Origin of the sequence: Mastigocoleus testarum BC008, assembly GCF_001456025.1 — a bacterium.
GTDB classification, from domain to species: Bacteria; Cyanobacteriota; Cyanobacteriia; order Cyanobacteriales; family Nostocaceae; genus Mastigocoleus; species Mastigocoleus testarum.
The window spans coordinates 51,360-78,322 of record NZ_LMTZ01000035.1 but is presented as its reverse complement, the minus strand read 5'-3'; the positions used below and the strand labels follow the sequence as shown (position 1 = coordinate 78,322).

Genomic DNA, 26,963 nt, shown 5'->3' with positions numbered 1-26,963 from the left:
AATCAAGGTAACTAAAAATCAAAACAACTATTTTTCAGAGATTTACTTTTGCTCCCACCCCTACCCAATCTCGCTTCTTCAACCGCTTCAATCAAAGCTCGAGCTACTCGATCTGCATAGGGACGAGAAAAAGACCAAATCAAAGGCGATAACCAACCACGTAAAGTTACCGAATATGACAAACAAGTGCCGCAAACCGTAGATTCAACTCGGTAAGTCAGACGTTCTTCAATACCCGGAATTGCCAAAACTCTGATACTCAATAGTTCTCTGGGGCTGACTCGCTCAACAAAAATTCGAATCGGAATAGGCGAGAATCTGGTCACTGCTTGGAAAATCAATCCAGGTTTTGGTACCAAACCGGAGGGAACATTAGTACTTTTAAAAAGGGGATGCCAAGAAACATCCCCCAAATCTACTAACTTTTGCCATAGTTCATCTACTGATACAGGGCTAATTTCTCTATAAGTCCGTACCAGAGAAGCACAAAATCGACGACGTTTGCGGTGGATGAATTTAGATAACCAACTTCTCATTTTCCTAAATCCTCCTAGCGCTTAATTGTTGACAAATTTGGCTTTGTAGGTCAGTCTTTGTTGCTGAAATTTCCAGCTATGTTTACTCTGTTGAGAATAAAAAGGAGCAAACTCCTACTTGAAATAGTAAATATGAATATAAATTCAATATAAATATAGTTAACGAACTGATACTGTATTAATTAAAACCATTGTACGGTTTAATCTTACCAGACAAGGCATTCAGCGCAACTATTTTACAACATGAGAAAGCACAACCCATGACTTTAATTGTTAGTTGTAGGTTATCTGACAAAACTAAGGGAAAATTAAGATAAACACTCCCTATCCCAGCATACCTTTTAGATTACAAATAATTCACTATGCATAAAACAATAATTTTTTACTAAAAACTATTTAAATTCAAATTAATTAACAATTATTTTTTGCCAGGTATCAAGCTTATACTTAATACTTGCTCTAGCTTGACAAAAGCTCGTATCAGTCAAAGAAAAAATGGTTAGTTGGAATTTTTGGCCAACATTACTTCAGTAAAGTTTACTCTCTGAGGTTAAAAATATCTCTTTGTGAATTGAATTAAGTCACAAAAAGTTAACTACCATTCAAGAGAAACCAAATTTGAGAGAAAATAGCCTTCATGTCAGTAATGGTGTAAATCCGCAAATTTCCTGGCAAAAAATTAGCAAAAGAAGGCGAAAACTATTGTCTTTGCCTATTTTCTAGAGCAAAATCCTGGTATCTTGCACAAAAAAGCAAACCTTGGTTTATTACGAAAAAATAAGTCTCAGAAGTCTTAATATTTCGTGTACTTACCCGGATAACTAGGTATTGTTAAGAATGGTGCAAGATATTAAGAATCCATGATTCATAATTATTAACGATCTATGGATTTAAGTTGGAAACATTCATTTGAACAATGGGAATCTTAATCTAGGTCCGAGAATTTATGTTGACAAACTCGCAAGCACCCACATCGCCCCAAAAAGATAACAAATCTTTACCTCCCACTGATGCTAAAGAAAGAGTCAGTCAGTGGATGAAACAGTTACAAGATGAAATCGCCCAAGGTTTGACTGAAATAGATGGTAAAGAAATATTTCGCGAGGATAGTTGGAAACGCCCAGAAGGAGGAGGCGGTCGCTCGCGAGTACTAACTGATGGCGGAGTTTTTGAACAAGCAGGGGTTAATTTTTCCGAAGTTTGGGGTGAAAATTTACCTGCATCAATTTTGACACAGCGTCCAGAAGCCGCAGGACATAAATTTTATGCAACAGGTACTTCAATGGTATTGCATCCTCGCAATCCTTACGTACCAACTGTTCATTTGAATTATCGTTACTTTGAAGCTGGACCTGTATGGTGGTTTGGTGGTGGAGCAGATTTGACCCCCTACTATCCATTCGCTGAAGATGCAGCACATTTTCATCAAACCCTGAAAAAAGCTTGTGATGCTCATCACGAAGAATATTACCCAGTATTCAAAAAATGGTGCGATGAGTATTTTTATTTGAAGCATCGTCAAGAAACCAGAGGTGTTGGCGGTTTATTTTTTGACTATCAAGATGGAAGGGGTTTGCTGTACCGCGGTCGCAATAAAGACGGCAATGCAGCAAAATATAGCAGTGAAATAGGTGCGCCCGAGCAACGTAATTGGGAAGATTTATTTGCTTTTGTCCAGTCATGCGGTAAAGCATTTTTGCCCGCCTACTTGCCAATTGTTGAAAGGCGTAAAGACAAAGAATATGGTGATCGCGAACGTAATTTCCAGTTATATCGTCGTGGTAGGTACGTAGAATTTAATTTAGTTTACGACAGAGGCACAATTTTCGGTTTGCAAACTAATGGACGTACAGAGTCAATTTTGATGTCCCTACCACCTTTGGTTCGCTGGGAATATTGTTATAAACCAGAAGCATCATCTCCTGAAGCCGAGTTGTATGAAACTTTCTTAAAACCCCAAAATTGGGCTAATTGGACTCCAAGTCACAGCAAATCGGTGTGAGTTAAACTACTAAAAATAAGTACCTAGCGATTAAAGTCATATTTGTAGCTGTAGCTTGTAATGTCAAGCTACAGTATATGTTGTTGTTCTGGTTATTTTTGTTGCTATTTATCAGCACAGTTTTGCTGGAACAACATCTAAGCTAGAAAAACTGTAGTTAATTCAGAAAGTGCCAAGGGGAATCTCAGTGATTCAAATAGAGCAAAAGAGTTATACAACCCAAGAGGGTGATACTGTTATTGTTTTGACGCCATCAGGACGCTTAGATATCACCACGGCTTGGCAATTCCGCCTAAAGTTACAAGAGTGTATTTCTAAGCTCAGTTCTCATGTGGTGGTTAATTTAGGTCAAGTTAATTTTATTGATAGCTCTGGCTTGACTTCCTTAGTTGCCGGAATGCGCGATGCTGATAAAGTCAAAGGTAGTTTCCGTATTTGCAATGTTCATCCAGAAGCAAAATTAGTATTTGAAGTGACAATGATGGATACCGTATTTGAAATTTTTGAAACAGAGGAAGAAGCTTTAGAAGGAGTACCACGTAGTATAAAAACTTAAGATAAGCTTTCTATTTAATTGAGGTATTTCCGCGGGACACTTTCATGAAGTCTTTGCGTGAAATATTATCTATTATTCGGAAACTTAAGTGAGATTTCATAAACTTAAGCGAAAAACTCATACTGTTTTCTTTTAGTGTAAGAAAACGGGCCCAATATCGCTCCCCAATTCGCTTGTCCCGTTTGTGGGTCCACTCCTTTGTCATAACTAAATAACTGAGAGTTTGTAACTTCAAATCCCAGGGAAACTTGTATTGTTTTATCTTGAAACGTAAAACAACATTTTGTGTCTCTTGGAGGTTTTGCAATGAAACGATAATTATTGCCGGTAAGAACGTGCCTTTCAACGTTAAGAATGCAGCCTGGAAGTAATTCTAGGTCATAGGGTTTTAATTCCTTTAATAATTCTCTGTCGCGACCTGCACCTGCCAACTTTGTAGGATTTTTGGGTAAGTAATACTGTACTTGTAATAATTTTTCGCTAGTGCTGCGATCTATTTGTAATCGCATCACACGTTGGCGATATGGATTATTTGGAGTAATTGCATTAACTTGTTCGGCAAATAAACTTAAGCTGTCTTCAGGAAATAAATCTACAGGAACTTGCCAAAGGCGTAGATTAACATACCAAGCTGGTTCAGCTAAAGCTTGTTCCTGATTATCGAATTCACCTGCTAAATAATTGCCTAAAGTAATTAAATCTGAAGATAAGTTCATAAGGGTTAATTAACAGTATTCGATTCACTAACGTATAATCATATTTGCTCACAAATGCTCACATACAGAATGGCAATAAATATATTTGACCAGAAAGAGGTGTAAAATCCCTTTATGCTATTGGGATTCAAAACACAGTTAAAGCTAAACAACAAACAACGTACAACCTTGACTCGACATGCAGGTTGTGCACGTCACGCATGGAACTGGGGATTAGCTCTAACAAAGCAGATATTAGACCATAATCAAATAGTACCAGAGCAAGAAAAAATAAAATTCCCAACGGCGATTGACTTACATAAATGGTTAGTAGCTTTAGTAAAACCAGAAAATCCTTGGTACTATCACAACTCCAAGTGCGCTCCTCAATATGCATTAAAAGCATTAAGAGATGCATGGGGTAAATGTTTTAGTAAAAAAACAGGAGCACCGAAATTTAAAAAGAAAGGTAAAAAAGATAGTTTTACCCTTGACGGAATAATCAAAGTAGTTGGTAATCATCAAATTCAAGTACCAGTAATTGGAGTGCTTAGAACTTATGAACAATTACCAGTACCAATTGGATTTACTCCCAAGTCCGTAACAAGATACCGCCGACGGTCTTGGTAGAAACAGGAAAAAACCATAATGCTTGCCATAATGTAAGTATTTGTTAGTGTTTTAGTATCGGTAATCAACAATTATGAAGCATTATAATTTCTTGCTAGTACCACAGAAAAAATATTTAAAATAAGAAAGTAAACTTTCAGGGATCCGATTGGGGATCGTCCAAAAGTCCATTAACTTTTTCTAACTCGATAGCGTAACGTCATGCTGTAAAACAACAAAATACGTGAGTTGTTTATGGAGTTTCATAAACTCAACAGATTTACGTCCATTGAATATACCCGGATTCAAAGGTTGAGCTTGGCAAAGATCGCCTGACGAGAGAGAATGAGTATACGTCGCCCTGACATTATTGAATAATTAAATTTTTCTACGTGAATAACGTTCGTACTGTTTCTGATACTAAAAGAAGTTTCTACACCCTTCATACCCGCCCGATTAACAGTATTTATCGTCGGGTAGTTGAAGAATTGATGGTGGAAATGCATCTAAATTCGGTAAATGCTGATTTTTCCTATAATCCAATTTATGCCTTGGGCGTCGTCACAGTTTTTGAACGCTTCATGAAAGGCTACAATCCACAAAAGGATACCGAATCGATTTTTAACGCTTTAGTAAAAGCTATAGAAGAAGAACCACAAGTTTACCAACAAGACAGCCAAAAATTGCAAACTTTGGCAAAAAACCTAGGTTATCAAGGATTAATAGCGTGTTTAGCACAAGAAAACTATTCGGAAAAGGATGCTGAGTTACAAGCGCTATTAGAATCAATTTCAACTAATTCTAAATTTAAATACAGTCGTCTATTCGCTATTGGTATCTTTTCTTTGCTGGAATGCTCAAATCCAGATTTAGTTAAGGATGAAAAGCAGCTAGCTGAAGTCTTACAGAAAATCGCCACTGGTTTAAATATTTCCCAAGATAAATTCAGTAAAGATTTGGAGTTGTATCGCTCTAATTTGGAGAAGATGCAACAAACCTTGATTGTCATGGCAGATATTTTGTCAGCAGATCGTAAGAAGCGCGAACAGCGTAGTAACTCTTCTGCAAGTTCAAAGCCTGAAACTTCTAATTCTGAAACTTCCAACCCTAATCCTTCTGAGAATGAGAATTCGGATAACACAGTAACTACTCCTCCAAGTTCAAATCCTGGGGAGTAAGTGGTCAGATAAAATATTTTCTGAAGGGAACCACATCTGATCTTATTCTCTAACTAAACGGTAATGGTTTGGCAAAAGAATGCAAATGAAACCTTCTAAAGACGTAGCACGCTACGTCTTTATATTAAGATAGTTTGTTGTGAATAATTTTAGTTAACCTCAATCTTTCCCAAGGATTTATTGGTTCGGAGCAGGAGGTGCTTGAGTTGGAGGTGAGCCAGTTTTGGGTTGGGCTGGCAATGTTGGCATTGGAATATTATTAAGATTAGGATTAATTTCAAAGTTGTCGGGAGTCTTTTGTAATGAGTTGGGTGGTAATGAGTTGGGTAAAGCTGGTAATCCAGGATCATTCGTCGAAGGATTTAAATTCGGAGATAAGGGTTGCTGAGAACTTGCTTCCTGACCTGGAATAATTCCTAAAGCTACGCGCTCACCTCCCACTTGTCGTAGTAAATCTAACAGTCTTACAACATCATTATAGGTTGCCGAACGAGAAGCATTGAGAACCAAAGTTCCTTGAGGATTTTCCTCAAGATATTTTTTTAAAGTAGATTTTAATTGAGTTTCACCGACCTGTTGCTTTTCTACATAAGTTAAACCAACAGCATCTATGGTTATGGGTAGTATATTGCGTTTCCCTTGAATACTGTTTGCAGCAGATGTACCTGAAGAGGCTTTAGGCAAATCTACATTAATTGCTTGCTGTCTAGTAAAATTCAACGCTGCTAATAGAAAAAAGGTCAGAATACAAAAAACAACGTCAATCAGGGGAAGAATATGAATTTGAGCTTCTTCTGCTGGAGAATGCAGGTTAATTTTCATTTTTTTAGTGTCTCAACCCGATAGCAATTAAAATTGAGGTTGGTCGATCTGATTCTTCTCAGTGAGATTTTGGTGGTAAATCAGGATTTTCCGAAGCTGTATTTTTACGCTTTAAGCGGCGAGGATTAAAGCGATTTTGTTTTGAAGAAGATGTATTTTCTATGCCAGAAGGTAGACTTTTTTCAGTGGCAAGATTACTAAAATCTGGCGGATATTGTCGGTAAAGTAGCTCTAAATCATTTCCAGCTTTGCGAAATATTTTCACTTGATTTACTACAAAAGCTTGGAATAACCGATAAAATACTAGGGCTGCGATCGCCACCAATAAACCTGTTGCAGTGCTGATTAAAGATTCTCCAATACCTTTAGGTACACCAGCAGCAGCATCTGTTCCCAGGTCCCCTAGTTTGATTGCAAACAAAGACTGAATTAATCCCAATACCGTACCTAATAATCCTAACAGTGGCGATAGAGCAATCACTAATTCTAATATTTTTTCACCACGTCGCATTCCTGCAATTTCATCTTCTGCAGTTGCTTCCAGTGCTAAACGAAAAGTCTCAGCATCAGCTTTTGACAAACTGAGGGGTGCGTAGAGAAATCTACCAATGGGTTGATTTGTTGCTTTTCTAGCAATTTCAGCTGCTTTTGACCAATTATTACTAGCAGCCTTTAATACCTGGTTAACGATTTGACTTTCCTGAGTCAAAATTTGTAGCCAAAACCATAAACGTTCAAAAATTACGCTTACAGCCAAAACAGATAGGGCAAGTAGCGGCCACATTGCTGGCCCACCCTTATTAAACCAATCTACGATATCCACTGTTTCTAATTGCCTCCGTTCCTCTCACAAATATTTTCTCATCGTTATTTTGGGATTAAATAAATTAATCCAAGTTTTTATACAAGTGCTAGATTTAACGAATATGCCTTTAGAACCGTTAATCTTGAGATTTTTCATTCCTGTAGCATCTTCTAGACAACTTAGGACGGTTATTTCCACAAGACGCTAAAGATGATTTTTGCCAAAATTAAAGATAGTTAAAGGATTAAAGTATGAAATTCTCAGTTCAATCTGTTTATGAATGGTATCGTAGTACACTACGTAATCCCAAGTACCGCTGGTGGGTTATTTTAGGAACACTAGTGTATCTCGTAAGTCCTATTGATATTGCTCCTGATTTTTTGCCAATAGTAGGACAATTAGATGATGTCTTTTTACTGACATTATTAGTCACAGAAGTTTCTGGGCTGGTTATTGAGGGTTTTAAAAGCCGTCAAGAGAAAGTGGACATCTCCAATTCAACAACATCAGATGACAAGGGTACTAATCACAACACTATCGATGTTGATGCTATTAGTGTCAAGTAATTTAGATAACTAAATAAAAGTTTATGTTTCCTCTCTTCCTTGATTTTAGAAGTTGTATTTACGGATGAGGGGAATATTTTTATCGCTAATTTATTTCTAATAGTGAATGTTTTGATTTTAAATACTTTATTAATTAAATCTGTTTAAAAATTGTCGAAATACTGGCACTGATTCCAAAATAATTAGATATTTGTAAAAAATGGGAGTTTCAAGTTAAATATTCTCAATTTATTTTCAAGGTTTTGTAGCTGTAAATTTTGTAGTCAAACATAACATCGACTATAAAATTTACCTTAAAACTTTGCAATACTTAGATTTTATTCTTAGAGCGCACATTTGAATTCTACCAAGCTTTATAAAGTATGGTATGAATCAATTTTTGGCAATCCCTTACGATATGAATTATGACTAAATGCCAAGTTATTGGGCTATTGCCTGCAGGGGGAAAAGCAACCAGAATTTCTCCATTACCACTGAGTAAAGAATTGTATCCGATTGGGTTCAGGTCTTTAGATGGGAAATCTCATATCAGACCAAAAGTAGTTTCCCATTATCTGCTAGAAAAAATGCACTTGGCAGGAATTGAGCAAGCATACTTTATACTTAAACCTGGGAAATGGGATATACCTGGGTATTTTGGCGATGGTTCGATCTTGTCAATGCACCTGGGTTATTTAATTACGGGTTTACCTTTTGGGGTACCTTTCACCTTGGACCAAGCTTATCCTTTTGTAAAAAATGCAATAGTGGCTTTGGGTTTTCCTGATATTTTGTTTCAACCCAATGATGCTTATGTCAAGGTACTTCAGCGTTTGGAAGCAAGTAATGCTGATGTTGTATTGGGTTTGTTTCCTACCGATAGACCGCAAAAAGCAGGGATGGTAGACTTTGATGATTCAGGAAAAGTCCATTCGATTGTCGAAAAACCCCAGGTGTCTAATTTGCGTTATATGTGGGGAATTGCTGTATGGAATCCGAATTTTAGCGAATTTTTACATAATTCTTTACAGGAAATCCAAAGGAATAACGACTTATCCAGTCTCCCAGAATTACCTATTGGGGATGTAATTCAAGCAGCGATCGCTCAAGGTATGAGTGTAGAAGCGGAAGCATTTCCTCAAGGTACTTACTTGGATATTGGTACCCCGGATGATTTAGTTAGAGCAGTACAGCAATTTTCACAGATTATTTGAAACCGCTTCTCTATATCCCTTAGATATTCCTAAGACGATTAGATAAATCAATAATCGCTATCGTATTAACTGCATTGATACAAGTTTAAATTCCTATCTGCATAAATCTTGTAACTATTACTCCTCTCCCAATCCTAGGGAGAGGTTTTTCATGCTTTCTATAATTTCATACTTTCTATAATTTCATACTTTCGTAAATTGAGGGTTAAAGGTTCTGGCTTAATGGAATTAGCTGGCTCAGTACCTTAAACTTTAACTTAATTAACCTACATTCTCAGGAAAATCTCATTTAATTCTCAAGCATTTCTCAGATTAGTCAACGAAATTAAGACAAAAGGGTATTTGATGCTGAGTCAACATAAATTTGTAGATTTATTAATTATGCCTCAAGTTAAATAAGTCAGTCATAAGTATTCTTTAATTTAAATAAACTCATAACGGATTTGACTTTTTAAAGTTAATAGGTATATAGTTCCAATATAAACTCATAACGAGTCCGAAATAGTTAGTTCTTGTGCGGAAATCAATTTCTCTCTTTTGTTTGTCAACTAATCAATTAGATTTTGTCTAAGAAGTTTAGTTTTACAACATTTACTTAGGCTCTATGTGCAGTTAATGGACAGTCTTAGCTTGTAATTCAATATTGCCTATTAGATAAAGTTTTTAGCATGAAACGAGACATTGAATAATATTTACACCTCCATAAGAAATAGGATAAATGCTTCTATAGTTGCGTAAATTAATGCGTGTCCAAAATTCTTGTTTTTTGGGATTTTGGCAACTAAGGCTCACCCTATTTCTTATAGAAAAATCAAGTATTTCCAATAGTTTTATTTGTTTGATAAACCATGAAAAGACCCAAGTTTGACTTCAAAAAAAATCACTATTTTGTATTTGTTGCATTACTGATATTAGTCCTGAGCATCACTTTTACTAAGGTTTCTCATGCACAAACACCAAAATTAATTATTACTCGCGATAATGGGGCTCCCGTAGCAGATAATCAAAACTCTCAAGTTGCTGGTCCTAATGGACCTGTTTTATTGCAAGATACCGATTTAGTGGAAAAATTAGCTCGCTTTGATCGAGAGCGAATTCCCGAACGTGTTGTACATGCTCGTGGTACAGGTGTTCATGGAGAGTTTGTTAGTTCCACTAGTCTCTCCGATATTACTGCTGCAGCTCCTTTTGAGAAAGCAGGTAAAAAAACCCCTGTATTTGTTCGTTTTTCTTCTGTAGTTCACTCTAAAGGGTCACCAGAAACCTTACGTGACCCTCGTGGATTTGCAACCAAATTCTATACGGAACAAGGTAATTGGGATTTAGTTGGCAATAACTTACCAATCTTTTTTATTCGGGATGCTAAGAAATTCCCTGACATGGTTCACTCTCTCAAACCATCTCCAATTAATAACAAACAAGACCCCAATCGCTTCTTTGACTTTTTCTCTCATATTCCTGAGAGTACTCATATGTTCACACGTCTTTATAGTGATTTGGGAACTCCTAAAAGTTATCGTGAGATGGATGGTTCTAGCGTCCACGCCTACAAATTTGTCAATAATAAAGGTCAATTTAAGTACGTAAAATTTCACTGGAAAAGCAACCAAGGAGAGCATAATCTTTCTGGTCCAGAGGCTAAACAAATGCAAGCAACAGATTTTAATCTCTACACAACAGATCTTTATAGCAGCATTTCAAATGGTCAATACCCTTCTTGGGATCTCTATATTCAAACAATCAATCCTGACGACCTAAATAAGTTTGATTTTAATCCTCTCGACCCTACTAAGATTTGGCCTCCAAAATTAGTTCCAGAGAAGAAAGTGGGCACGATGACTCTCAACCGCATTCCTAAAAACTTTTTCCAAGAGACGGAGCAATCAGCTTTTGCACCTAGCAACATGATTCCTGGAATTGAGGCTTCTGAAGATAGACTATTGCAAGGGCGAATATTCTCTTATGCTGATACTCAGAGACATCGTCTTGGTGTCAATAACATGATGTTACCTATCAACCGTCCTAATATTAAAGTTGCGAACGGTAATCAAGATGGTTTTGCAAACGTACTGGAAACTGATTCAGATGTGAACTATCAGCCTAGCAATAGTAAGGAAGGATTGTCTGAACATAAAAATGCTCAAAATTCTCAGCTACCAATTGCAGGAACTACGATGCAAGCACCGATTGACAAAACTCTTAATTTCCAACAAGCTGGGGACTTTTATCGTGGTCTTGACAAAACAAATCAACAACATTTAATTGAAAATTTAGCAGGTGATTTAGGTCAAGTTCGAAATATGGAAATTAAGACAGAGATGTTAGCCTTTTTCTATAAAGCTGACAAAGATTATGGAAGCAGACTAGCTAAAGCTGTCAATGTGGACTTGAAAGGAGTTGAGGGACGTGCAGCAAATCTTAAAGAGTAACGTTCTAATTGTCAATACCTTCGCCAAAAAAAGAGTATGAAAAATAGGGCTGATGTAGTAGAGTTATTGTCTCTCACAACGACAACTCAAAAACCACAAACAGCCCATGCCTGATATCCTATCACTGTTACAATGCCTGTTGCCACAGGTAAATGCTACAACTATGCGTCAATTGAAGCAGATAATTCTGGCCATGTTAGCAATGAATGGGCGAGTCACCATGCGAGGAATTTCTCGTTGGGCAGGCATTGGTGGTAGTTATCGAACTATATTGAGATTCTTTCATACAGTCATACCTTGGGCGACCTTGTTTTGGCTATTCTTTATTAACGCGCGGCTAGCGCCACGAACGTCGGCATTTGTTTCGAGTAAATGAAGTATATTTGCTAGCAGGAGATGAAGTTGTTGTCAGTAAAGCAGGTAAACATACTTATGGGTTAGATAGATTTTTTTCTAGCTTATTAAACAAACCCATACCAGGTCTATCTTTCTTTACATTATCATTAATAAGTGTCGAACAAAGGCACTCATTTCCTATTCAAATAGAACAGGTTATAAAAAACGACACAAGAAAAAGTAGAAAGTCACGAATACAAAACATAAAGACTAAAAATAAGCGCAGACGTGGGCGACCAAAAGGAAGTAAAAATAAGAATAAAACAGAAGTAATATTAACATCTGAATTATTGCGAATTCAGAAGATGATTAATTCGCTATTCAAGTTATTAGACGGATTTATCCCCCTTACTTACTTAGTACTAGACGGTCATTTTGGTAATAATAATGCTTTACAAATGACTCGCCAACTTAACTTGCATATCATTTCCAAGCTCCGTTGTGATTCGGCATTGTATATACCTTATCAACATCGAGAACCCAACAGTCATTCCCGTCGCAAATACGGAGATAAATTAGACTACTGTAATATACCTGACAAATATTTATGTGAAAGTACCATTGAGGATAATATCCAAACTGATATTTATCAAGCCAATCTACTTCACAAAGAATTTGCCCAGGCTTTGAATGTAGTTATTCTAGTCAAAACTAATCTTAAAACTAATGCTCGTAGTCATGTAATTCTATTTTCTAGTGACCTGCAATTGTCATATGAAAAAATAATAGACTACTATAAACTGCGCTTTCAAATTGAATTCAATTTTAGAGATGCTAAGCAATTTTGGGGATTGGAAGATTTTATGAATTTAAACCAAACTGCTGTAACCAATGCTGCAAACCTTGCATTTTTTATGGTCAATGTGTCTCATGCTCTTCTTTCTCATTTCCATCAAAATAATCCTAAATCAGGTGTGATAGATCTTAAGGCTTATTATCGCGGTTATTTGTATGTATGGGAAATGATAAAAATACTTCCCCAAAAACCTGAACCAATTTTATTAACCCAGATTTTTGCCAAGCTTACTTCTTTAGGACGCATTCACAATACTTCTAATTGTGTTGCATCCTCGTAAATTGGCAAAGGTATTGTTTCTAAAGAAAGCAGTTCTTTGCGCCCGTAAGAATCGAGCTTGTCAGTCCATTTGAGAATCAAACCGATGGGTACAGCTTCAAGAATGATACTGGCTCCAGAATACTTGTAATTAATATCTGCATTACTTGTAAAGCGACCCCAAACAGGTTGTAATATTTCTTGTTTTTTTGTTGGTTGACGCAAAATCACTAGTTCAATTACTTCCAGCTGTTCGCGATCTACTAATTCGAGGATTCTAATAATGTCACTAGGCGTACAACTATAAACATACCCTTGTTTAGTCGCTTCAACCAGCAGAGTCATTTGATGTCCTTTAATTTCTAGGGGACATGCTACTGGATCTATTAAACGCTCCCAATAAATAAGATTATCTTGCGACCGCTCTGGGATAACTAACTGGTTATTTTGCGAATAGCCACGTTTCTTTGTACCAATATTTTTATTTCTTCTGATTGGATTCCAGCCACTATATTTCATAATTTTCAAAAAAAAATAAAATTAGAAAACAAAAGTATTAACAATTATCAAGTGAAGAAATTTTTGTATTTCAGTGACAGCAAATAGTTTATATTGATCAATTAATTGCTTTTGTGGAGGACATCATAACAACATCTACTAATCAATCTTAACTATTTTTTCAAGAATATTAGTATCATAATCTTGCTTTACTTATCGGAGAAATTTATTAGCGAAAGATTATTATTTGATACCCCAACAAGGGTTATAAAACTGTTACCAGATTGACGTTAATTTTAATGCTTGAAATTCACAATAGTTAAATTTCTACTCATCTCAGTAAAAGGCAGTTTTTAATGGATATGTGACAGAATTTTTTCTGGACAGATAACGCTCAAACTTTATTTATTTGAAATTCAATCAAGCGAAAACATAACTATGTTTCAAAAAAAAAACCAGACTTTGAGTCTAACATTCACCCTTTTAATTTCTTCAAGCTTAGTTATTGGAGTTTTTTGGTGGAAATCTCACTTTTATAATACTGGCTTCGTTAATTTTGGGAAAAATCCCAGTAGTAAGCAAAAACAAAAATCACCACCATCCCTAGCTCAGAAGTTTACGCAAGTTAAAAATGTGCCTGCTGGATCGTTCAGCTATGGAGGTAGCACCACTTGGGCTTCAATTAGAAATAGAACTGAACAATCGCTCGCAAGAGTATTTCCAGAATATGAATTAATTTACATCAATCCAGAAAGAGGAAGTCCTGACTCTGCTGTAGGGATCGAAATGCTCCTCAATAATGAATTAGATTTTTCTCAAACTTCACGTTCTATAAAAGAAGAAGAACATAAAAAAGCAGAAATAAAAGGATTTACACTTACTGAAATTCCAATAGCTATAGATGGTATTGCTGTTGCAGTTCATCCCAAAATGAATATACCTGGCTTAAAGCTAGACGAACTCAAAAAAATATATTCGGGTGAAATTACTAACTGGAAAGATTTAGGAGGACCTAACTTAAAAATAACACCATACTCCAAACAAAATGAAGGTGGTACTGTAGAGTTTTTTCTGAAAAATGTTTTACACAAAGAGAAGTTTGGTAAAAATATTCAGATAGTAAAAAGCACAACGGAAGCCTTGAGAAGAATTATTAGCAATCGGGGTGGCATTTACTACGCATCTGCACCCAAAATTGTTACACAATGTGGCGTCAAACCCTTACCAATTGCACGAGTTGGTGAAAAATTTGTCCCACCTTATAAAAAACCATTGGTTCTCCCATATGAATGTCCAATACAGCGCAACCAATTGAATGTAGAGGCTTTTAAAAGTGATGAGTATCCCATGACCAGACGACTATTTGTAGTTGTGAAAAAGAATGGTCAAATTGAAGAAGAAGCAGGGATGGCTTACGCTAATCTTATGCTCACAGAAGAAGGTCAACAATTAATCTCGGAAGCAGGTTTTGTCAGGATTCGCTGACACACAAAATATAATGCAAATATTTGTAATTCTTGAGAAAAGTTAGAAAGACGTTATTTGCAATTCCATTCAAAAACATCAAATAAAAAATATATTGTTGGGGCTATTTCCTTCCCAAATAATCAAGCAACTTTTACCAAGAAACTTTTACAACTCGATAAATTTACCTGAGTCTCCAGCTATCTTTTATTAAGTACTAAACCTTTCTCACCTGTTAATATGAATATGCTTTTAGCCCACAGCAAAATACCCTGCAGGCTAATTTACAATCATACGTAGATAGAAAATACAAAATACTATACTAATACAAATTTACTGTATTGTATCTTGAGTACAAAATTTTACATTATCTTCTTTAATAATGGAAAAAGCATCAAATTCTCCACCATCAAATTCTCCGTCCACAGTAACTTGATCGCCTTCAGATAAGTTAACAGACGTGTTATCTCCAAAAACGTCCCAAGAGTCAACCTTCAAAGAATGTTCCTCAGTTTTTAATCTGAATCCATCTTCCCAAACTTTTTCAATCGTACCAGAAAAGGAACTGCTACGTGCTTGAGCAGTTGAAGTTAGGCTAGCAGTAACTAATAGACCAGTGAAAGCAACAACTGTTACAACAAACCTCATCTTTCCCCCTAAAGTTTTAGCTTAATATTTGCTTCATAATATTAAGAATACTGGATTTAGCGAAGCTATATTATTAACATTTCCGATTACAGTAATTAGTAAAATCTTCAGATAAGTTTTATCACTGATAATAATAGCTATGCTTATTGAAATATCTAATTTAAGACAATAACCAATCTAATTTCAGATCGTAAATACTTAGGCTAATGCAATATGAAAATGCAGACAAAGAAACATCGCATCAAGTGTAAATACCGTATAATTCTGCTACTGAGCATAATAGTGGTCGTCCCTTCGGGTTACATAATCAGATTTTCTCAAGGAACAGGGATTGAGTGGTTAGGTGATGTTTTTGGAAGCATTGCTTATGAAATATTTTGGATTTTATTAGTTGCTGCGATCGCTCCGAGAATTTCCGCATTCAAAGTTGCACTTGGAGTTTGCATTGCTACTTGTGGATTAGAATTTTTGCAGCTATGGCAACCACCTTTTTTGCAAGCTGCCCGCTCTACTTTACCAGGAAGACTAGTTTTAGGTAATACCTTTGTATGGTCAGATTTTCCTCCATACTTTATCGGTAGTTTCTTGGGATGGATATGGATAATAACAGCTAAAAAATATACTTTCAAGTCTTTTGGTTGATGTTTGCTGCAAACATGTGCACTTAGCCATAACAATAGAATATACGATGAAAAAGCAGTAGAAAAGAGACTATTGTGATTTGAACTGACCGACTCCGTCGGAAGGAAGAAGGAAGATGTCTTCAAACGCGTTTCCTACAAAAATCTTCCTTCCTGTTCAGCTTTGCTGCGTTCAAAGACAGAAAGGTACAAGCCCCGTCCATGAGCGGGCGGAAGAGGTTAGAGCCTACGGCGTCGGCGGAGCCTCTGACTAACGTCACGCTATAGCTATAGCTGCGCTACCTATAGCTGCGCTACCTACGGATCCGCTAAGGGAGGAGTGCAAGCAACTTTGGACGCGCTGCGCGTTCACTGCAGGTGCCTCTAACGGCAACATAAAACCTTCTTCCCTCTTCCTCCTTACTTCTTCCTTCCGGTGACAACAAATAACCAATCAACTTTTAAAACGATAATGAAGAAAAACTTCATCTTCAACAGTATTTACCGATAGTAAACGTAACCTCGGGGCAATAGCAGAAATAAATCCCGAACCATCTACAGGGGTAGGAGCAGTTTGACCGCCTAAAATTAACGGACAAATACTCAGCCATAGCTCATCAATTAAACCCAACTCCAGCATTGCTGCAACCAATTCGCCACCACCTAAAACCGCTAGACGGTTAATGCCAAGATTTACTAAATGCTCCAATGCTGCTGTAATATCAATTTGTTCTGATTGAGTTTCAAAAACTAAGACTTTTTCAAACTGTTGCTTAGAATTATATTGGTGTTTTGTAAATTCTTCCTGGTGCTGCTGCCAAAATCTTGCCCCTTGGGAGGTTGAAATTAACCAACGCCTAACAGGTTGCTCAAAAAAACGCATGTCGGGGTCTAGATCTCCGCTCTTAGAAATGGTTATATGAATAGGTTGGGGGGGGTAACCTAACTGGTTTCGATATTGTAACAACGCTAAATTAGATATTGTTAGTGTTGTATTATAGGCACGTAAAGTACCAGCACCGAATAAAACGGCATCTGAACCAGCAATTTGTTTTTCTAAGTGCGCCTTATCAGCTTTCGAGCCAAATCGAGCTGGCGATCGCATATAATCCGCGATTTTGCCATCCGCACTCATTGCCAAAACAATGGTGGTGTAAGGACGAAGTTTTTGCACCATTTACCAGGAAAATTTTGATATATTTTGTATTTGTGTGGGTTTTTTTTTAATCATTGGCAATATTTTATGCTTGCCAATTTACAAATTTCCAGTTTAGTTTTTGCTTCCCAGAAATCAGGCAACGGCAGTCAGTTTTACAAGTAGTTAAATCAAAATTGTATAATATGCTGCAGTTTCTTGGTGGAGAATTGTCAAAATCTTAGATAAAAATAAGTAAATTTTGAAACTGAAATGACATTAGCTGAACTACTTGCATATTGTTGCTATTGTTAACCGCACATAAGTTGTGAGAATGCCGATGGCTAAATCTCGTCAATCATCTTTTCGCCGAATTTTAGTATCAAGAATTTTGCTCCTATCTGTTCCCGTTTTATTGATAGGAGAAATCATAGTTTTTAAAAAAGCACGTTCGAGTTTGTTGGAGACAGCCCGTCAAAACCTCACAGAAAGTGCAGTAATTAAAGGAGAAATGATTACTAATGGGATCGCAGCCCTTAAGAGTAATCTAATCAGTATTTCCCAAACCAGTGTGATTCAGTCTGGTTCGCAGGAAAAAATTCAGGAATATCTCAAGCGATTAAAAAATTATTTACCAACCAATGTAGAGTGTATTCAATTAACAGATGTTACTAATAATAATGTAATTAATAGTACCTGTGGAGATAACATTATTAAGGAATTAAAACTTCCTCTACCTAGTAATGAAGTCGATCTTGATGTAAGATTGCCGCCACAAAATGGTATCACTGGACAAAAAGAAATCAAAAATAAACTAAGGTTGATATTTTCTGTTCCAGTATATGACCAGAATCAAACTGTTAAATATATTCTCAATCTCCAAACATTATTACAAGTCAGAGTAAAAAATAAACGAGGTATACTTACAGGCTCAACAGTTGTAATTGATGAAGATGGTAGAATTTTAGCCCATCCCATCGCCACACGTGTTGGGACTAACATTAAAGAGCATGCAGATGCTACTCGACTACAAAAAATAGTCAAAAATGCAGTCGCAGGGAGAAAGCACTTTTTACACCTCTTTTTTGAAAATGAAGGACAAGAATTATTAGCTGGTTACAAAGCGATCGCTGCTCCAGTTACTGGAAATCAAAAGGAAAAATGGGTTGTCCTGGCTGTTACTAGTCTAGATAACGCTTTATATGGATTGGGACAAATAAAAATCATATTATTGATTTTAACTTTATGTTTAGTTGGTGTTAGTGTTTTAGCCTCCTTGTATCTAGCCCGCGACTTAGCACTTCCTATGGAAGAATTGGGAGACTACGCTCAAAATCTCCATCTCAGAAAAGATGTTAAGCCAGTACCCCATAATTTTGAGATTCGGGAATTTAATCAACTAGCACAAGCTCTTGAACAAATGGTAGAACGTTTAAAAGCTTGGGCGAATGAATTAGAAATTGCTTGGGAGGAAGCAAAAGGAGCAAATCAAAGTAAAAGTCAGTTTTTAGCCGCCACTTCCCATGAATTGAGAAATCCTTTAAATATCATCATTAACTGCGTGCGGTTAGTGAGGGAAGATATGTGCGATAGTCGCGAAGAAGAGTTGGAATTTTTGAAGCGAGCAGATGATACCGCAATTCATTTGTTGGGGATCATTAATAGCTTACTTGACATTTCTAAAATTGAAGCAGGTAAGCTATCGGTATATCCAGAACCAATTGACCTGAGGAAATTACTGTTAGACGTCATTAATATTCAGTCGGTTACTGTCCAACAAAAAGGATTGCAGTTAAATACTCCACAAATGGACGAGATAATCCCAGTTAATGCCGATTCTAGCAAATTAAAGCAGGTACTAATCAATATTATTGGTAACGCAACCAAATTTACAGAAGCAGGTAGCATCACAATTAGTACAGCTACGGAAACAATTGAGGATAAACCACAAATAATTATCTCTGTAACGGACACAGGTCTGGGTATAGAACCATCACAACAGGAAAAACTTTTCCGTCCATTTGTGATGGTGGATACTTCTAGGAGTCGTCAGTTTGGCGGTACGGGTTTGGGATTAGCAATTTCCCGTAATTTAATGGAAATGATGGGAGGTAAGATCGCACTTGAAAGTCCCGGTTTGGATCAAGGTACGACAGTTAAAATTTCTTTACCTTTAATCGATCCTGCTTTACTTTCATCTTCAAGTACAGAAGCAAGAAATAATAAATCAAAATCAAAATTTTCACCTCAAATCGAACCAAACATACCGGTACAAAGTAGTAATAATTGTGTTTCCTTAAATAAAGAATCTCAGAATAGCAATTCATTAAAATCTGTAACTGAAGCAGTAAACTCAACAGAAAAAATGGATTTACTGGAGAAAAATTCATCCCAAAGTAAATGCGTTTCTTCCGTCCCCAAGCAGCTCGACAATAAATCCGGTTCTTCCGCCCAAAATTCCATTAAAAAAACTGGAGATCGCGGCGGAGATTCCCTACCAATTTTCATCCAAAAAGGTCGATTTTCCACCTTGATGGAGAGAAGTAGTCAAAGCAGTGAGGATTTTCACTAATTCCGTACCGACCCAACCGGATGAAACAGTAATAGGAGTATTGTGAAGAATGCAATGAACAAAGCGATCGCATACTCTTCTTAAAGGTTCGGCTGTTTCTATTGGTATAACTTCACGGCTTTGATTAATTGGAATAAATTGATTTTCCCGAACCTCAAACTCACCCCCCAAAAAACTTAAAGGGGAGTCTTGAGACATTTCATCAAAAATTAAATTACCACGGGAGCCAACAATCGCCAGTCGTCTCTGTTTATCTGGGTTAAGCCAACATAGGTGGATATGTGCTTGAAAGTTGTCTGGGTAGATTAGTTTTAACCATACAAGGTCAGATAGTCCTTGGTTTGGGTTTTTAGGGGAAGAAGACTGAAGCGGAGGAAAAGCAGAAATATTCTGATTTATTGTTCGCGTATCTGTTACTGGTGTGTTTTCTATTTGCGTACTCGTTGTTTGCAACCATACGGAACCTGTAGCTTGCACCTGTACTGGCGATTGACCCAACCAATGGTTAAAAATAGCAATATCGTGAATGGCTAAATCCCATAAAGCATCTACATCTTGACGAACTGGTCCCAAATGGGTGCGGGTAGCATAACCATAGCGTAAATCTCCCAGTTTTCCTGAAGAAACAACGTTTCTCCCAGACTCTACAGCGGGATGGAATAGATAAGTATGATCTACCATTAATAATCTGTGAGAAGTTTGTGCTAGCTGACAAAGTTCCTCACATTCCTTGGGATCCAGAGTCAAAGGCTTTTCTGCTAAGACATGATATCCCCAGCTTAAAGCATCACTAATTAGTTTGTAGTGAGTGGTAGCAGGAGTCGCAACAATAACAGCTTCTAATTCGTCAACTTCCTTGAGTTGTTGTAAGTGTGCTGTTAACAATACACTTTCATCTAAGTTATATTGTTTTTGAACTGTGGCTAATCTTTCTCGGTCGGGTTCTACTACAGCTGCTAACTGTGTTTGAGGGTGTTCTAAAATATTTCGTAACCAGTGAATTCCCCAGCGTCCCACACCGACGATAGCTATTTTGATTTGATTAGTCATTTGTTACTTTTAGTTAGTCAATTGTCACGTTCACATTAACTAACCCAATATAATTAATTTTGAGTTCAGGGTTTTCCCTGAGAGTCAATTGACAAAAAAGCAACTTTTGCAGCAGCCTGCTCTGCAGACTTTATAGAGCGTCCTTTACCCCAACCCAACTTTTCACCATTCAGCCAAACTTCAGCTTCAAAGCGATTTTTATCAGTTTGGGAATGATTTTGGGTTACCCGATATTCCGGTAAAACTTTAAATTGACCTTGAGTCCATTCTTGAAGTGCTGCTTTGTAGTTCAATCTAGCAGGGTCGAGGCGAATTTCTGCAGCTAACTTCTTAAAGTGAGGATCTAACCAAGGACGAATTAATTCCAAATTGTTAGTACTCAAGTACAATGCTCCCAAAACAGATTCAAAAGCATCCGCTAACCTTGACTCCATCCCAGCCCGATCGTTGCTTGCACCTCCAGCAACCTGCAAATATAATTCCAAACCATATACCCGAGCTAATTTAGCGAGAATGCGATCGCTAACCAATACCGAACGAATTGCTGCAAATTCACCTACAGGAAATTCACTATAGTTCTCCCACAACACTTGAGCTGCAACTAAGCGTACTACAGCATCGCCAACAAATTCCAATTGCTCGTAATTTGCTTTTTCAGAAACGCTAGGATGAATCAGTGCCAAATCTAACAACTGCCACTTAATTAAGTCCTTATTTGGCACGCCTAATCTTTCAATTAAGCTCTCTAGTTGTCTTTGTCGGCGTGGATAAGCAAGGGTCATGGGGATTTGCTATTTGAGATTAAAGATTTTCGTTGGCGTAAGGATGACACGATCGCGTCATAGGTAACTTTTTACTTCTTAGTTCTTAACTTCTTACTTGTACTAGCCCTATGGGGACGACCTATTTTGACTTTTGATTGGGAAATTGGTTCTGGCTGAAAAATTGATTTTTATTGAGAAATTGATTTTTAATTATGAGTTCTGGATTTTAAGCTTTGAATCTCGAACTTGAGAGTTTAAGCTTTGAATTCAAGTTTTTGGATTTCAAGTTATGAATAATAGCATAAGCAATGATTACGCTACAGTAACAAAATTTTATTTTTCGACTTATTTATTAACTAACTTCGTTCGTAAGGAAGAACCGAAGTTGCCAGTGCCGTTCACGTAGTGCGTTCAAAGTTGGGAGTAAACTTCTTTCATAAACACAAATATGGGTTGTTAGCGGTAGCGTGCCTGAAGGGCATATTCCCCTTGTGCTAAGCTAACGCCCTGCTGAGAAGACCGTTCGTTAGGGCGCGCGCGCGCGCGCGCGGCCTGTGTCATACGGTGTAAGATACGCCCGCACGAGGAAGCGTGAATGCGTTGGGGTTTAACCATTGCAATTCCAAACTTCTTCCTTCTTCCTTCTTCCCTCTTCCCTCGCTTTAATTTATTTCTTTACTAATCGCCAATTCCCAATAGCGAATCCCCAGTTTCCAGTAAGGATTAAGAAGAGAGTCGGAACATAAGCCGGGTTCTGTTCTCTTATTTACGGACACAGCATACTATATCCATAAATTTTGAGGGCGGTCATCTATCTGGGATGTCTGTTACCAAACACCTCTAGCGGCTCTTAATTGCGGAACTGGGAAAAGACCAACCGTGGTTCCTTTACCTTGCACCCAACCGGGGTTTACCGAGCCAACACCTCTCGATGTTGCTGGTGAGCTCTTACCTCACCTTTGCACCCTTACCTTTTTCAGTGACCAGTTATCAGTTTATGGCTTGCGCCCTGTGCTTGCTAACGCCTTACTAACGCGCACGCAAAGCTAACAGTTTATGGCTGACACCACGCCCTCATGGGCTACAGTTACCTGTTGACTGTTAACTGTTAACTGAAAGAAAGGCGGTATGTTTCTGTGGCACTATCCTCACGCTCACGCGCACTGGGCGTTACCCAGCAAGTCTGGTCTTTCGGGAGCCCGGACTTTCCTCAAACCAGTCATTACAACTAGTCTGTAACCACCTACGCCTACTCTCTCCCAATTTATTTTAATCTCGGATTGCAATTATTGCGTGCAAGTTATTTATTTAGTGTTTACAGAAATCTAAATTTACCCAAATAGAATAGGTAACACGTAATCAATATTGTCAGTTTGAAGAAGAATTTACCACAGCATAAACCGCGATCGCATGGGGGATGGGACGATTGGTAGAAATCAACGGGCGACCATTAACAATTAGTCCCGTGCTACCTCCACCATCAAGCATTGCTATGGTTCTACAGCGAAAATCTCGTAAAACTTTAATTGCATCTATTTGACGAGCATAGTTGCTAGAGTAAAGTACTACACTTTCTTGAGTGCCGTTGTTATCCAAATCGCTTACACCAAGAAATGTGCGTGGTAAGTATTTTTGAGTAGATTTATCAGCTAGTGGATGTAGTGCTCCTACTACTTCTGGAAAATGTGAGAATAATTGCTTAGTATAATTCTGAATCTTGGCGATCCCTGAAAATGGTCTGAAAGCGAATGCACGTATTTGACCCGGGTATTCCTTTCCAATTGCATAGCCGTAGGTAATCAAATTATTATCAGTTTTTAAACCAAAAGCAATACCTGTTGGGTTGTCATTAGTGGAAAAAAATGCCCCATTAACCATTGCAACAACTTTACGGGATGCAGTATTTCGAGCGAGTGCATCTTGCCAAAAATTAGATAGTATTTTTTTACTGATTTTACTGTCGTTATTTCCTGTAATATTTCCAGTTAAATTTTTGATAGTAGCTTTTCTTGTATCAATTACAGTGACATATTCCTGTTTTTGAATTTGAGACTGGGAATAATTAATAAGTAGACTTTGGTATACTCTAACCCCATCTTGGTGCAGGATTTTTTGGTAACTAGGAATTTTAGCTTCTGCTACTACTGAAATGGGGTTATGTGCTACAGAAAACACTATTAAACTAAATTTTATCTTCCACCAAAACAAATATAAAGAAATTTTTTGCTCTTCTTGATGGCTAATTTTGTTTTTGCGACTTTTCCAGTTAATTCGATTGTAGCTACGGAACTTATACCGTTCGCAAAATTCACGGATCCCGAGATTAGATATTTTAAATTTCTTATGGAACATTATGGAACATTTCTCTTACACCAATATTCATTATTCTTAATGAGAGACTAACTCAGTTGTTACGAAAAGATATAAACAAACCTTAAATCATTTAACCTGAGCTTGATTTTGCGAAACAAATGTTCCCTGTCCGGGAAGTAAAAACTCAGAATTACCTCAAAATTTAGCTTAGTCAAAATATTTCAGGATTTACGTATCAGAAAATTAAATATATTAAGTAATTTAAATAAAATGTATCTTTATGTAAAAAACATTATTAAGTAATGTATAAAAAAATGTTTTTTTTTGCAATATCTCGTTTTAACATCGATTGTTGAGCAAGCCTATCTATAGAGGTTCGAAAAAGTGAAGGTATTGCTCAGAAACAGGGAACAATAAATTTAAGCTTTCTGAGAAAAAATTAGGTCACATGTGGGTCTAGCTTGTAGAAAAAATCGCAGTACATAGATTGATCGATAACTTTATTACTAATCAAATTTATCAATCTGCTTGGAACTTCTTGTGATTCAATAATTCATTTCTAGTATGGTGCTTTTAACTAAAGTATCAAGCGTTCGGAATCAGGAAAGCTAATTATTTGAACTAAATTATTTGAAGTTAATTATTTGAAGTTAATTATCCTCATACTTCATTCAATCTTCAAAGTTTCTCAAAATAATCTTATTTTCATTTAGTCCACATTATTCAGTAAATTATTAGGTTTTTTAAAGCAATGTTACACCTAGCCGCTCATAACTCCGGTCAAGCCCAAAACTTGACAGATTCTAAGGGTACCCATGTGATTGAGAGAGGATTTGACCCACAGAAACTACACCATCAAGAGACAGTTTTTAACTTGTCCAATGGTTATTTAGGAACAAGGGGAACATTTGAGGAGGGCTATCCTCAAGATTCTCCAGCAACAATGATCCATGGCGTCTATGATGATGTAGAAATTGCCAAAACAGAACTGGTGAATTGTCCGAATTGGTTAGCTTTAACCATAACTATTGACGGACAACGCTTTGGGATGGAAAGTGGTGAAATTTTGACCTACGAGCGTAGATTGGATCTACGTTTGGGTATCCTTAGCCGTAATGTTCGCTGGCGATCGCCCAATGGTCAGACTGTAGAGTTTAACTTTGAACGTTTTGTTTCCCTAGCCGATCGTCATACTCTAGCTATTCGCTGTCAAATAACATCCATAGATTTTGAGGGTGAAGTTAAGATTACATCGGGCTTTGATGCTGAACCAACTACCCAAGGAAGACCTCATTGGAAAACTATTGAGTGGGGTAGTAAAGATAATGTTATGTGGTTGCATACCCAAACTAAAAGTTCCCAAATCCAATTGGGAATGGCGGCTAAATTAACCACGCAAGACGATGAATTTGTCATATCTAGTACCGATTCACAAGTAGAGGCTAAGTGCTATTTTCTACCCGGACAAACCTTTGGCGTAGAAAAAATTGTGACTATTTTCACATCTCGAGATACAGAAATTCCCCTTGATGTTGCATTGGATAGACTTGCAGAAAATCCAAGCTATCCAAGCTTACTCGCTGCGCACATTGCTGCGTGGGATCTAGTCTGGAAAGATAACGACGTGATTATTGAAGGCGATACCTTAGCTCAGTTGAGCGTTCGTTATAACATTTTTCAACTGCTTGCAGTTGCACCGCGCAATGATGATCGAGTTAGTATTCCACCTAAAACACTTTCTGGTTTTGGTTATCGCGGACATATTTTCTGGGATACAGAAATTTTTATTCTTCCCTTACTCGTCCTAACTCAGCCAGCACTTGCTCGTAATCTCTTGAATTATCGGTATCATACCTTGCCTCAAGCACGCCTGAAGGCACAAGAAATGGGATTTGAAGGAGCAATGTTTGCTTGGGAAAGTGCTGATACAGGTGAAGAAGTAACTCCCCGTTGGGTACCCGATCCTAATGGTGAAATGGTGCGAATATGGTGTGGAGATTTAGAAATACATATTAATTCTGATATTGCTTATGCTGCTTGGCAATATTGGAAAACCACTGGAGATGACGAATGGATGAGCTCTTATGGGGCTGAAATGTTCCTAGATACTGCAAACTTCTGGGAAAGTCGGGTTGAATGGAACGAGACTCGTGATTGCTACGATATTCGCGATGTTATTGGTCCTGACGAGAATCACGATCGCGTAGATAATAATGCTTTCACCAACTTAATGGTAAGGTGGCATTTAAAGTCTGCTATTACTTTGTGGGAATGGTTATCTCAAGACTGTCTGGAAACAGCTTCACACTTAGCCGATGCTCTGAAAATAAGTCCAGAAAAACTACAACATTGGGCTGAAATCGCCGATCAAATATTTATCAATATCGATTCTTCTACCGGCTTAATAGAACAATTTGATGGTTTCTTCGATTTAGAATATGTTAACTTTGCCGATTACCAATCTCGAACAACATCTATGCAAGGTTTACTGGGGATAGAAGAAACTAGCAAGAAGCAAATCCTCAAACAACCAGATGTATTAATGGTGCTTTATTTGTTGCGGGATTTATACGATACACAAACCTTACAAGCAAATTGGGATTACTACACACCCCGTACTGACCACAGTTATGGTTCTTCTCTAGGTCCAGCAATTAACGCCATTGTGGCTTGCGATCTCGACCGAGCAAATACAGCATACGACCACTTTATGCAAGCAGCATTGGTAGACTTAGTTAACGTCCGTCTCAATGCTAATGATGGGGTTCATGCTGCAAGTGCGGGTGGAGTTTGGCAAGCTGTAATCTTTGGATTTGGTGGTGTCAGAATGACAGAATCTGGTCCAGTTGCTTGTGCAAAATTACCTACTAATTGGAAACGCCTGCAATTTAAACTCAAATGGCATGGTGAATGGCATGAATTCGATTTACGTCCAGAGTTGGTTTGCAATGATGATAAAACAACTGAAGTTTTTCAAGCATCAGCGTAAAACCATAATCAATGTCTATTTACATAGCACAAAATCTCAAATCCTTTGCTAGAGAAGCATCGTATTGAT

20 protein-coding genes, 1 other RNA gene and 2 pseudogenes are annotated in these 26,963 nt (G+C 37.3%); 12 read left to right on the top strand and 11 right to left on the bottom strand.

Translation table 11 applies throughout. From position 1 onward, the window contains the following. Window positions 1–11: 11 nt before the first annotated feature. Complete coding sequence (locus tag BC008_RS07175; RefSeq protein WP_058183378.1) at window positions 12–536, bottom strand: SRPBCC family protein; 525 nt, start codon at window positions 534–536, stop codon at window positions 12–14. A gap of 946 nt (window positions 537–1,482) precedes the next feature. On the opposite strand from BC008_RS07175, the gene hemF reads away from it, so the two are divergent. Next, entirely contained in the window at window positions 1,483–2,538 is a 1,056-nt protein-coding gene (hemF, locus tag BC008_RS07170; protein WP_027843447.1) for an oxygen-dependent coproporphyrinogen oxidase, read from the top strand. A 187-nt stretch (window positions 2,539–2,725) separates the two neighbouring features. Beyond that, window positions 2,726–3,094 carry an STAS domain-containing protein gene (locus tag BC008_RS07165; RefSeq protein WP_027843448.1) on the top strand — a complete coding sequence of 123 codons (369 nt, stop codon included), beginning with the start codon at window positions 2,726–2,728 and terminating at the stop codon, window positions 3,092–3,094. A 104-nt stretch (window positions 3,095–3,198) separates the two neighbouring features. Here BC008_RS07165 and BC008_RS07160 read toward each other — a convergent pair whose 3' ends face one another. Beyond that, window positions 3,199–3,810: a chromophore lyase CpcT/CpeT gene (locus BC008_RS07160; protein ID WP_027843449.1), complete on the bottom strand. Its 612-nt coding sequence runs from the start codon at window positions 3,808–3,810 to the stop codon at window positions 3,199–3,201. 114 nt (window positions 3,811–3,924) lie between these two features. Here BC008_RS07160 and BC008_RS07155 point away from each other — a divergent pair, with 114 nt between their 5' ends. Both BC008_RS07155 and psb29 read left to right on the top strand, forming a co-directional pair. Next, on the top strand, window positions 3,925–4,419 hold the full coding sequence (locus tag BC008_RS07155; protein WP_036265525.1) for a helix-turn-helix domain-containing protein: 495 nt from the start codon (window positions 3,925–3,927) through the stop codon (window positions 4,417–4,419). A 371-nt stretch (window positions 4,420–4,790) separates the two neighbouring features. Beyond that, a pseudogene (gene psb29 / locus BC008_RS07150) lies at window positions 4,791–5,468 on the top strand (photosystem II biogenesis protein Psp29); the annotation flags it as partial. Window positions 5,469–5,753: 285 nt separating this feature from the next. On the opposite strand, the gene BC008_RS07145 reads toward psb29, so the two are convergent. Beyond that, entirely contained in the window at window positions 5,754–6,398 is a 645-nt protein-coding gene (locus BC008_RS07145; protein WP_027843450.1) for an ExbD/TolR family protein, read from the bottom strand. 58 nt (window positions 6,399–6,456) lie between these two features. Beyond that, window positions 6,457–7,221 carry a MotA/TolQ/ExbB proton channel family protein gene (locus BC008_RS07140; RefSeq protein WP_027843451.1) on the bottom strand — a complete coding sequence of 255 codons (765 nt, stop codon included), beginning with the start codon at window positions 7,219–7,221 and terminating at the stop codon, window positions 6,457–6,459. A gap of 233 nt (window positions 7,222–7,454) precedes the next feature. Between BC008_RS07140 and BC008_RS07135 the strand changes: the two genes are divergently transcribed. The 4 genes and pseudogenes from BC008_RS07135 (at window position 7,455) to BC008_RS07120 (ending at window position 12,863) form a co-directional block, all read left to right on the top strand. Next, entirely contained in the window at window positions 7,455–7,769 is a 315-nt protein-coding gene (locus tag BC008_RS07135; RefSeq protein WP_027843452.1) for a YkvA family protein, read from the top strand. A 404-nt stretch (window positions 7,770–8,173) separates the two neighbouring features. After that, window positions 8,174–8,962 carry a nucleotidyltransferase family protein gene (locus tag BC008_RS07130; RefSeq protein ID WP_027843453.1) on the top strand — a complete coding sequence of 263 codons (789 nt, stop codon included), beginning with the start codon at window positions 8,174–8,176 and terminating at the stop codon, window positions 8,960–8,962. A gap of 848 nt (window positions 8,963–9,810) precedes the next feature. Next, window positions 9,811–11,391 carry a catalase gene (locus BC008_RS07125; protein ID WP_058183376.1) on the top strand — a complete coding sequence of 527 codons (1,581 nt, stop codon included), beginning with the start codon at window positions 9,811–9,813 and terminating at the stop codon, window positions 11,389–11,391. A 106-nt stretch (window positions 11,392–11,497) separates the two neighbouring features. After that, window positions 11,498–12,863: pseudogene (locus tag BC008_RS07120) on the top strand (transposase). Here the strand turns inward: BC008_RS07120 and BC008_RS07115 are convergent. Beyond that, window positions 12,830–13,360, bottom strand: a complete 531-nt coding sequence (locus BC008_RS07115; RefSeq protein WP_058183375.1) for a hypothetical protein — start codon at window positions 13,358–13,360, stop codon at window positions 12,830–12,832. The pseudogene BC008_RS07120 and the gene BC008_RS07115 overlap by 34 nt on opposite strands. 417 nt (window positions 13,361–13,777) lie before the next feature. Here BC008_RS07115 and BC008_RS07110 point away from each other — a divergent pair, with 417 nt between their 5' ends. Further along, entirely contained in the window at window positions 13,778–14,824 is a 1,047-nt protein-coding gene (locus BC008_RS07110) for a PstS family phosphate ABC transporter substrate-binding protein (protein ID WP_058183374.1), read from the top strand. A 312-nt stretch (window positions 14,825–15,136) separates the two neighbouring features. On the opposite strand, the gene BC008_RS07105 is transcribed toward BC008_RS07110, so the two are convergent. Continuing rightward, on the bottom strand, window positions 15,137–15,451 hold the full coding sequence (locus BC008_RS07105) for a hypothetical protein (protein WP_036266737.1): 315 nt from the start codon (window positions 15,449–15,451) through the stop codon (window positions 15,137–15,139). Between the two features lie 282 nt (window positions 15,452–15,733). Here BC008_RS07105 and BC008_RS07100 point away from each other — a divergent pair, with 282 nt between their 5' ends. Further along, a complete protein-coding gene (locus tag BC008_RS07100; protein ID WP_235595812.1) occupies window positions 15,734–16,093 on the top strand; it encodes a ribosomal maturation YjgA family protein in 360 nt (119 codons plus the stop codon). A 432-nt stretch (window positions 16,094–16,525) separates the two neighbouring features. Here the strand turns inward: BC008_RS07100 and BC008_RS07095 are convergent, their stop codons facing one another. Next, window positions 16,526–17,248, bottom strand: a complete 723-nt coding sequence (locus BC008_RS07095) for a RibD family protein (protein WP_027844896.1) — start codon at window positions 17,246–17,248, stop codon at window positions 16,526–16,528. Window positions 17,249–17,546: 298 nt separating this feature from the next. On the opposite strand from BC008_RS07095, the gene BC008_RS07090 reads away from it, so the two are divergent. Further along, window positions 17,547–19,778, top strand: coding sequence for a sensor histidine kinase (locus BC008_RS07090; RefSeq protein WP_063800749.1), 2,232 nt, complete (start codon window positions 17,547–17,549; stop codon window positions 19,776–19,778). Here the strand turns inward: BC008_RS07090 and BC008_RS07085 are convergent. From BC008_RS07085 to BC008_RS07075, 4 genes are all read right to left on the bottom strand, one after another. Further along, window positions 19,701–20,828, bottom strand: coding sequence for a Gfo/Idh/MocA family protein (locus BC008_RS07085; RefSeq protein ID WP_027844895.1), 1,128 nt, complete (start codon window positions 20,826–20,828; stop codon window positions 19,701–19,703). The two genes, BC008_RS07090 and BC008_RS07085, sit on opposite strands and share 78 nt — an antisense overlap. 65 nt (window positions 20,829–20,893) lie before the next feature. Then, window positions 20,894–21,610 (bottom strand): ribonuclease III, encoded by a 717-nt coding sequence (gene rnc / locus BC008_RS07080; RefSeq protein WP_027844894.1) that lies wholly within the window; start codon window positions 21,608–21,610, stop codon window positions 20,894–20,896. A 709-nt stretch (window positions 21,611–22,319) separates the two neighbouring features. Further along, window positions 22,320–22,848, bottom strand: an RNA gene (gene rnpB, locus BC008_RS07540) — RNase P RNA component class A. Between the two features lie 112 nt (window positions 22,849–22,960). Beyond that, window positions 22,961–23,944: a phosphodiester glycosidase family protein gene (locus BC008_RS07075; protein ID WP_027844893.1), complete on the bottom strand. Its 984-nt coding sequence runs from the start codon at window positions 23,942–23,944 to the stop codon at window positions 22,961–22,963. Window positions 23,945–24,656: 712 nt separating this feature from the next. Between BC008_RS07075 and BC008_RS07070 the strand changes: the two genes are divergently transcribed. After that, a complete protein-coding gene (locus BC008_RS07070) occupies window positions 24,657–26,894 on the top strand; it encodes a glycoside hydrolase family 65 protein (protein WP_058183373.1) in 2,238 nt (745 codons plus the stop codon). Window positions 26,895–26,963 lie beyond the last annotated feature (69 nt).

What these genes read in the sequence shown, in the direction of transcription:
- BC008_RS07115 (WP_058183375.1), bottom strand. Translation starts at nt 13,360, where the DNA reads ATGAAATATAGTGGCTGGAATCCAATCAGAAGAAATAAAAATATTGGT.
- BC008_RS07105 (WP_036266737.1), bottom strand. Translation starts at nt 15,451, where the DNA reads ATGAGGTTTGTTGTAACAGTTGTTGCTTTCACTGGTCTATTAGTTACT.
- BC008_RS07135 (WP_027843452.1), top strand. Translation starts at nt 7,455, where the DNA reads ATGAAATTCTCAGTTCAATCTGTTTATGAATGGTATCGTAGTACACTA.
- BC008_RS07175 (WP_058183378.1), bottom strand. Translation starts at nt 536, where the DNA reads ATGAGAAGTTGGTTATCTAAATTCATCCACCGCAAACGTCGTCGATTT.
- BC008_RS07090 (WP_063800749.1), top strand. Translation starts at nt 17,547, where the DNA reads ATGGCTAAATCTCGTCAATCATCTTTTCGCCGAATTTTAGTATCAAGA.
- hemF (WP_027843447.1), top strand. Translation starts at nt 1,483, where the DNA reads ATGTTGACAAACTCGCAAGCACCCACATCGCCCCAAAAAGATAACAAA.
- BC008_RS07145 (WP_027843450.1), bottom strand. Translation starts at nt 6,398, where the DNA reads ATGAAAATTAACCTGCATTCTCCAGCAGAAGAAGCTCAAATTCATATT.
- BC008_RS07155 (WP_036265525.1), top strand. Translation starts at nt 3,925, where the DNA reads ATGCTATTGGGATTCAAAACACAGTTAAAGCTAAACAACAAACAACGT.
- BC008_RS07130 (WP_027843453.1), top strand. Translation starts at nt 8,174, where the DNA reads ATGACTAAATGCCAAGTTATTGGGCTATTGCCTGCAGGGGGAAAAGCA.
- BC008_RS07110 (WP_058183374.1), top strand. Translation starts at nt 13,778, where the DNA reads ATGTTTCAAAAAAAAAACCAGACTTTGAGTCTAACATTCACCCTTTTA.
- BC008_RS07095 (WP_027844896.1), bottom strand. Translation starts at nt 17,248, where the DNA reads ATGGTGCAAAAACTTCGTCCTTACACCACCATTGTTTTGGCAATGAGT.
- BC008_RS07085 (WP_027844895.1), bottom strand. Translation starts at nt 20,828, where the DNA reads ATGACTAATCAAATCAAAATAGCTATCGTCGGTGTGGGACGCTGGGGA.
- BC008_RS07075 (WP_027844893.1), bottom strand. Translation starts at nt 23,944, where the DNA reads ATGTTCCATAAGAAATTTAAAATATCTAATCTCGGGATCCGTGAATTT.
- BC008_RS07070 (WP_058183373.1), top strand. Translation starts at nt 24,657, where the DNA reads ATGTTACACCTAGCCGCTCATAACTCCGGTCAAGCCCAAAACTTGACA.
- rnc (WP_027844894.1), bottom strand. Translation starts at nt 21,610, where the DNA reads ATGACCCTTGCTTATCCACGCCGACAAAGACAACTAGAGAGCTTAATT.
- BC008_RS07125 (WP_058183376.1), top strand. Translation starts at nt 9,811, where the DNA reads ATGAAAAGACCCAAGTTTGACTTCAAAAAAAATCACTATTTTGTATTT.
- BC008_RS07160 (WP_027843449.1), bottom strand. Translation starts at nt 3,810, where the DNA reads ATGAACTTATCTTCAGATTTAATTACTTTAGGCAATTATTTAGCAGGT.